Source organism: Aeromonas sp. HMWF017 (genome assembly GCF_003061465.1).
Lineage (GTDB): Bacteria > Pseudomonadota > Gammaproteobacteria > Enterobacterales > Aeromonadaceae > Aeromonas > Aeromonas veronii.
Genome location: NZ_QAJD01000098.1, coordinates 21,253 through 27,307, shown reverse-complemented (window position 1 = coordinate 27,307; position 6,055 = coordinate 21,253). Strand labels below are relative to the sequence as shown.

Annotated in this window: 7 protein-coding genes; all 7 read right to left on the bottom strand. The window is 60.7% G+C overall.

Annotated features, from left to right (window positions below; genetic code table 11):
• Window positions 1-983 (bottom strand): aminopeptidase PepB (gene pepB / locus DBR30_RS09530; protein ID WP_108588317.1); only part of this gene is annotated, 983 nt, incomplete at its 3' end.
• On the bottom strand, window positions 980-2,284 hold the full coding sequence (gene pepB / locus DBR30_RS09525; RefSeq protein WP_108540331.1) for an aminopeptidase PepB: 1,305 nt from the start codon (window positions 2,282-2,284) through the stop codon (window positions 980-982). The genes pepB (DBR30_RS09525) and pepB (DBR30_RS09530), both read right to left, overlap by 4 nt.
• A gap of 173 nt (window positions 2,285-2,457) precedes the next feature.
• Window positions 2,458-2,796: an ISC system 2Fe-2S type ferredoxin gene (gene fdx / locus DBR30_RS09520; RefSeq protein WP_005333808.1), complete on the bottom strand. Its 339-nt coding sequence runs from the start codon at window positions 2,794-2,796 to the stop codon at window positions 2,458-2,460.
• A 1-nt stretch (window position 2,797) separates the two neighbouring features.
• Window positions 2,798-4,645, bottom strand: a complete 1,848-nt coding sequence (hscA, locus tag DBR30_RS09515; RefSeq protein ID WP_108588316.1) for a Fe-S protein assembly chaperone HscA — start codon at window positions 4,643-4,645, stop codon at window positions 2,798-2,800.
• Between the two features lie 28 nt (window positions 4,646-4,673).
• Window positions 4,674-5,192 carry a co-chaperone HscB gene (gene hscB, locus DBR30_RS09510; RefSeq protein WP_005351031.1) on the bottom strand — a complete coding sequence of 173 codons (519 nt, stop codon included), beginning with the start codon at window positions 5,190-5,192 and terminating at the stop codon, window positions 4,674-4,676.
• A gap of 118 nt (window positions 5,193-5,310) precedes the next feature.
• Window positions 5,311-5,634, bottom strand: coding sequence for an iron-sulfur cluster assembly protein IscA (iscA, locus tag DBR30_RS09505; protein WP_005333812.1), 324 nt, complete (start codon window positions 5,632-5,634; stop codon window positions 5,311-5,313).
• A gap of 15 nt (window positions 5,635-5,649) precedes the next feature.
• Window positions 5,650-6,033 carry a Fe-S cluster assembly scaffold IscU gene (iscU, locus tag DBR30_RS09500; RefSeq protein WP_005333813.1) on the bottom strand — a complete coding sequence of 128 codons (384 nt, stop codon included), beginning with the start codon at window positions 6,031-6,033 and terminating at the stop codon, window positions 5,650-5,652.
• Window positions 6,034-6,055: the final 22 nt, after the last annotated feature.

Sequence of the window (6,055 nt, the reverse complement as noted above, 5' to 3'; positions counted from 1 at the left end):
GTCATGGCGCGGCTTACCAGCCCTTTATCGAGGCCAAACAGGGCATTGTAGCGCCCACCCAGCGCCATCACGGCAGCACCAGTCAGAGTTGCGGCATCGATGATCAGCGGTGCGCCGGACTCGCTCGCCAGTTGCAGGCCGTCGGCCAGCACCAGCCGTCCCTCGGCATCGGTATTCACAATCTCGACCGTTGTGCCGTTCTTGTAGGTGAGGATGTCGCCCAGCTTGTAGGCGTGGCCGGAGACCAGGTTCTCGGCGCAGCAGAGGATCAGCTTCACCCGCTTGTCGAGCCCGCGCAGCATAGCCAGCGCCAGCGCACCGGTGACAATCGCCGCACCACCCATGTCGCACTTCATGGTGAGCATCCCCTCGGAGCTCTTCATGGAGTAGCCGCCGGAGTCAAAGGTGATCCCCTTGCCCACCAGCGCTGCCGCCACCGGCGCCTTGGGGTCACGCCCCGGGTTGAAGTCGAGCTCCAGCAATTCCGGTTCGCGCGCACTGCCGCGGCCCACCTGATAGAGGCCGACCCAGCCCGCCTGTTGCAGCGCTTCGCCTTTCAAAATGCGATGACTCACCTTGTCCGGCGCCAGCTCGGTGATAAATGAGGCCGCTTCCACCGCCAGCTCCAGCGGGCCCAACTGCTCCGGGGTGGCATTGGTCATCTCGCGCACCCAGCGGCCGCAGAGCCAACGCGCTTCCAGCTCCTCTCTGTCCTCTTCCGAGGACATGGCCCACTGCAGTTGCACCTCCGCCTTGGGGGTTTGTAACCCTTGGGCAAAAGCCCACTGCTGTTCACGCTCCCAGTGACCAGCCAGGGTCACTTTCTGGATCCCCTGCTGGCAGAGGCGACGGGCCGCCTGCTGGATATCGAGCAGCGGATTGGCCGTCACCAGATGGATCACCATGCCGTCGGCACGGTGAGAGAGCAGCGCCCCCTCCCCCCACTCGGCCGGTGCAAATTCACGACTTAACCAGACATTCATGCGGTCACCTCCTGCAGCCAGCGTGCTATGGTACGCAGACCGTGCCCCTTGGCGCCAGTTGCCCAGAGATCGTTGCCCGATTTCTGATAAGAGGCCGCCAGATCCAGGTGCACCCAGCCCTTGCCCTCATCGCGCACGAAGCGGGAGAGGAAAGCCGCTGCCGTAGTGGCACCAGCAGTCCCTTCAGCCGAAGCGACGTTGCCCAGATCGGCAAAAGCCGAGGTGAGCTGGCTGGCATGCCAGGGCTCCAGCGGCAGTGCCCACGCCTGCTCGTTTTCAACCTTGGCGGCGGCCAGCGCGCGCTGCTGTTCGGTCTCATCGAGGGCAAACACCGCATTGTAATCGCGGCCCAACGCCATCTTGGCGGCGCCAGTCAAAGTGGCAGCATCGAGGATATAAGCCGCGCCACTGTCGGAGGCCGCCATCAGGCCATCGGCCAGCACCAGACGCCCTTCCGCATCGGTGTTCTGGATCTCGACCGAAACCCCATTCTTGTAGGTAAGGATGTCGCCCAGCTTGAAGGCGTGGCCGGAGACCAGGTTCTCGGCGCAGCAGAGAATGAGCTTCACCCGCTGGTTCAGGCCGCGACTGATAGCCAGCGCCAGTGCGCCGGTCACCATGGCAGCGCCGCCCATGTCGGACTTCATCGGTAGCATGTTGTCAGAGGACTTCATGGAGTAGCCACCGGAGTCGAAAGTGATCCCCTTGCCCACCAGCGCCGCCACCACGGGCGCATGGCGATCACCGGTCGGGTTGTAGTCGAGCTCCAGCAGCACCGGCTCGCGCTCGCTGCCACGGCCAACCGACCAGATCCCGATATGGCCGGACTCGCGCAGCGCTTCACCGGCGGTGATGCGGGCAGTGACCTGATCCCCGGCCAGACCACGGATGAGCAACAGGGCCGATTCCGCCAGACTCATGGGGTAGATCTCTTCCGGACAGCCATTGGTGATGTCACGTACCCAGCGAGCCGCCTTGAGCAGCGCATCCAGTTCACGGGCTTCCGCGTCGCTCTGCTGGCCGAAATCCAGTTCACGCGCACCCTTGGCGGCGTAGAAACCCTGGGCGAACGCGTAGCGACGCTCCAGATCCCAGCCTTCACCGACCAGCGTCACCCGCTTGATCCCGCTCGATTCGAGGCGACGGGCGGCGCGCTGAACGGTGCGCAGAACATCCTTCTCCTGACCGGCGGCACCAAGATGGATCAGTGCCTCGTCGCCATTGAAACTGAGCTGGGCGCCCTCGCCCCAATAAGCGGCCGCAGCCTGGGTGGATAACGCTACCTTCATCATGTCAGCCATCGTGTTTGCTTCCTTTTTACTGGCACTATGTATAAGCACTCTTTATGGGAAAGAGCTTATTGGCAAAGAGAGAATAACGAATACAAAAAAGGCCGTGCCCCCGAGGGGCACGGCCTTCCACCATATCACTGAAGCACCACAGGATGCTGCACGTGCAATTCACTCATGTGTAATTAATGGCGTTCAGAGGCAAGGTTCAGGGTGTACTTGGGCAGTTCCACCACCAGATCCTCGTCCGCCAGTTTTGCCTGGCAGCTGAGGCGCGATTCCGGCTCCAGCCCCCACGCCTTGTCCAGCATGTCGTCTTCCAGCTCGTCGCTTGGCTCGAGCGAGTCAAAGCCCTCGCGCACCACGCAGTGGCAGGTAGTGCAGGCACAGGATTTCTCGCAGGCATGCTCGATTTCGATACCGTTGCGCAGCGCCACATCCAGAATGGTCTCGCCGCTTTGCCCCTCGAGGGCGGCGCCATCCGGACAGAGTACGGGATGAGGAAGAATGATCAGTTTTGGCATATTACACCTTGTTGACGTTTTGTCCGGTCAGCACCTTGCGGATGGAGGCGTCCATCCGGCGGGCTGCAAACTCGCCACTGACAGCATCGGCTGCCTCAATGGCTTCTTTGATTTGATGGGTTGCGCCGCTGTTGCGCATGGTCAGCAGATGGGCGATGGCGGCATCAATCTCGGCACGCTCGGCAGCATTGAGCAGTGCATCGCCATCGGCAGCCAGCGCGGCATTCAAACTCTCGACCACACGGTCAGCTTCAACCTGCTGCTCTGCCAGCATGCGGGCATCCATATCCTGCTGGGCATTCTCGATGGAGGCACTCAGCATGTTGAGGATATCCTGCTCCGCCAGCCCGTAAGAGGGCTTGACCTGGATCTCGGCCTGCACGCCGGAGGATTTCTCCATGGCGCTGACCGAGAGCAGACCATCCGCATCCACCTGGAAGGTGACGCGAATATGGGCGGCGCCGGCAGCCATCGGCGGAATACCGGTCAGGGTAAAGCGGGCCAGGGAGCGGCAATCGGCCACCAACTCACGTTCACCCTGTACCACGTGAATGGCCATGGCGGTCTGACCATCCTTGAAGGTGGTGAACTCCTGGGCGCGGGCAACAGGGATGGTAGTATTACGCGGGATCACCTTCTCGGCGAGGCCACCCATGGTCTCCAGACCCAGCGATAGCGGGATAACGTCCAGCAGCAGCATCTCGGCATCGGGCTTGTTGCCCACCAGAATATCGGCCTGGATGGCGGCGCCAATGGCAACCACCTTGTCAGGATCGATACTCGTCAGCGGCGTACGCTGGAAGAACTCGCCCACCAGTTCACGCACCAGCGGCACCCGGGTGGAGCCACCGACCATCACAACTTCCAGCACTTCCACCTGCTCAAGGCCCGCATCGCGCAGGGCGCGGCGACAAGCCAGCAAGGTCCGTTTCACCAGCGGGGTGATGAGTTCATCAAACTGGCTGCGGCTCACTGAACCCTGCCAGCCAGCAAAGGTGCACGCCACCTGCTCGGCATCGGTCAGGCCATGCTTGACGGCAGCGGCCACATCCAGCAGCTCGCGCTGCAGATGGGCATCCAGCTCACCGGAGAGGCCCGCTTGCTCCTTGATCCAGTCCGCCAGCAGGTGATCAAAATCATCACCGCCGAGGGCGGAATCGCCGCCGGTCGCCATCACTTCAAACACACCGCGGTGCAGACGCAGGATGGAGATATCGAAGGTGCCGCCCCCCAGATCGTAAACCGCGATCACCCCTTCCTGACCGGAGTCAAGGCCATAGGCAATAGCAGCCGCGGTCGGCTCGTTGAGCAGCCGCAGCACGTGCAGACCGGCCAGACGGGCCGCATCCTTGGTGCCCTGACGCTGGGCATCATCGAAATAGGCGGGCACGGTAATGACCACGCCGTCGAGATCGCCACCCAGGGTCTGGGCACCACGCTCGGCCAGCTTTTTGAGAATTTCGGCCGAAACCTGCACCGGATTGACCAGCCCCTGACGGGTTTGCAGTTGCGGCATGCCATTGTCGGCGGCAACAAACTGGTAAGGCTGCTGGCGGGTATCGATATCGGCCAGCGCCTTGCCCATCATCCGTTTGACCGAGACGATGGTGTTGTGAGGATCGAGCGCCGCTTCGCGCTTGGCATCAATCCCGACTCGAATGGCGTCGCTTTGATAGTGCACCACTGACGGGAGCAGGTCGCGCCCTTGCTCATCGCAAAGTGTATCGGCGTGACCACTGCGAACCGCAGCGACGAGAGAGTTGGTGGTGCCAAGATCGATGCCGACGGCACGTTTGTGCTGATGAGGAACAGTGCTCTGGCCGGGTTCGGCGATTTGCAGTAATGCCATGGGTAATGAAACTTCCAGCGTTAAAGGATCAAGACTCGAGAAGCGAGTCTTCGAATCGTTCCAGCTCTTCGAGGAGCTTGTCGACAAACTTGAGTTTGCGAACGCAATCAGCGGCAACGAGATCTCTGCCGGCGGCAAGAGACTCGGTCAGCTGCTGCATCAACATCTGGTGATCATGCCTGATCTCGCTGCGAAAATCCTTGATGGCGCGCTCAGGGTCTGCGTCATCTTTCAGGTCAGCCAGACGCTCGCGCCACTCCAGCTGCTGCATCAGAAATGCGGTATCTTGCAGAGTCTGCTGTTCACCACGGATATCAGTGCCACGCAGGGAGAGCAGATATTCGGCACGGCGCAGCGGCGCCTTGAGGGTGGTGAATGCTTCGTTGATCTGGGCGGCACGTTGCACCGCAGCCAGCTGCTCCCGTTCGGGGGCGGTGGCAAAACGATCAGGATGGAATTGGGTTTGCAGCTGGCGGTAGGTATCAGCCAACTGACGGGTATCGAGCTCGAAGCCTTCAACCAGCCCAAACAGCTCGAAATGATTCATGCAAACCTCTTGGAAACGTTCGTCACAACCTCACTCGCCCTTGGCAAACGAGATGTGGTTGAACGGGTCATGGACAACCCGCTCAACCACAGACGAAGGATCATTGACGTCAAACAACTCAGACACTGAAGCTTTCGCCGCAACCACACTCGCCTTTGGCGTTGGGATTGTTGAACTGGAAGCCCTCGTTGAGGCCCTCCTTGACGAAATCCAGCTCGGTGCCATCCAGATGGATCAGGCTCTTGGCATCGACAATAATCTTGACGCCCTGCTGCTCGAACACCTGATCCTCATCGGTCAGTTCATCAACGAACTCAAGCACGTAGGCCAGACCGGAGCAGCCGGTGGTTTTGACGCCGAGGCGCAGGCCAATGCCCTTGCCCCGGTTAGCCAGAAAAGAGGAAACCCGTGCCGCGGCGGCATCTGTCATGGTAATAGCCATACTGCTCTCCGGCGCTTAGAGACCTTTCTTCTGCTTGTAATCGGCGATGGCGGCCTTGATGGCGTCCTCAGCCAGAATGGAGCAGTGGATCTTCACCGGTGGCAGGGCCAACTCTTCAGCGATATCTGTGTTCTTGATGCCAGCTGCTTCGTCCAGGGTCTTGCCCTTGACCCATTCGGTCACCAGGGAGCTGGAGGCGATGGCAGAACCGCAGCCGTAGGTCTTGAACTTGGCATCTTCGATGATGCCTTCGTCGCTGATCTTCAATTGCAGCTTCATCACGTCGCCACAGGCGGGCGCACCGACCATGCCGGTTGCAACGCTGGGATCATTCTTGTCGAAACCACCGACGTTGCGAGGATTCTCGTAGTGGTCGATTACTTTTTCACTGTAAGCCATATCTCACTCCTGCTAATTCTGT

Excerpts from the sequence above, each read along its gene's own strand:
- iscU (WP_005333813.1), bottom strand. The coding sequence starts at position 6,033 with ATGGCTTACAGTGAAAAAGTAATCGACCACTACGAGAATCCTCGCAAC.
- hscB (WP_005351031.1), bottom strand. The coding sequence starts at position 5,192 with ATGAATCATTTCGAGCTGTTTGGGCTGGTTGAAGGCTTCGAGCTCGAT.
- hscA (WP_108588316.1), bottom strand. The coding sequence starts at position 4,645 with ATGGCATTACTGCAAATCGCCGAACCCGGCCAGAGCACTGTTCCTCAT.
- pepB (WP_108540331.1), bottom strand. The coding sequence starts at position 2,284 with ATGGCTGACATGATGAAGGTAGCGTTATCCACCCAGGCTGCGGCCGCT.
- fdx (WP_005333808.1), bottom strand. The coding sequence starts at position 2,796 with ATGCCAAAACTGATCATTCTTCCTCATCCCGTACTCTGTCCGGATGGC.
- iscA (WP_005333812.1), bottom strand. The coding sequence starts at position 5,634 with ATGGCTATTACCATGACAGATGCCGCCGCGGCACGGGTTTCCTCTTTT.